This is a genomic window from Caloramator mitchellensis, from assembly GCF_001440545.1.
GTDB classification, from domain to species: Bacteria; Bacillota; Clostridia; order Clostridiales; family Caloramatoraceae; genus Caloramator; species Caloramator mitchellensis.
Genome location: NZ_LKHP01000043.1, coordinates 1 through 884, shown reverse-complemented (window position 1 = coordinate 884; position 884 = coordinate 1). Strand labels below are relative to the sequence as shown.

1 protein-coding gene is annotated in these 884 nt (G+C 32.2%); it reads right to left on the bottom strand.

Annotated elements, in window-relative coordinates; translation table 11 throughout:
• Window positions 1-113 precede the first annotated feature (113 nt).
• On the bottom strand, window positions 114-884 hold a 771-nt coding region (tnpC, locus tag ABG79_RS12110), incomplete at its 5' end, for an IS66 family transposase (RefSeq protein ID WP_057979721.1).

Genomic DNA, 884 nt, shown 5'->3' with positions numbered 1-884 from the left:
AAAAATTTCCGTATACACTAACCATCAATTCTTTGATAAAATAAATCCAGTAGAGTAATCTATAAAGCCTTCTACTGGATATTTTAGTCTCTCATTTAATGAATATTTTTGTTTTAAAGTTTTAATTCTTTAGGCAGCTCTTTAGACCAAGGCATGTATTTTAATAGTGTAGCTTTATCTTTCTTTTCCAAATTACAAAGCACATCCATTAGATAAGTTAAATACTTTTCAACATTTAAATCATTTGCTTTTGCCGTTTCTGCTATGCTATAGATAATTGCACTTGCCTTTGCTCCTTTAGCTGTATTACATAAAAGCCAATTTTTTCTTCCTAAAACGAAAGGCTTTATTGCTCTCTCGGCTCCATTATTATCAATTTCTAAAGAGCCATCTGTCAAAAAGATTCTGAACTCTGGCAATAACTTTCGGCTATATTCAAGAGCCTGTCCTAAAGGACTTCTTGGAAGAGCATTTTTTATTTCTATGTCAACATACTTTATGAACTCTTCAATGATAGGTGCAGATTTTTCAAGCCTTATTTCATAACGCTTTTTATAAAAATCATCACTGTCTTTATATTTTTCTTTGAGCTCTTTTTCAATTTTGTAAAGATGCTCGCAAAAATTAAACCCTATAACAGCTCTGGAATTTAATAGGGCTTCACCTTCTAACTTTGAAACTATATCATAATACTTTCGCCTTATATGTGCAAGGCAATAAATGTGCTTCACATTTTCTACTGAGTTATAGCCTTGATATCCATCTGTCTGAAGCACTCCAGTAAATCCTTTTAGGAATTCTTTTGGACATGTGCTGGACCTAGTTCTTTGATAGTCATATAAAATAATGGGATTTTCAGACTCTCCGGTCCTATAAAGCCACAT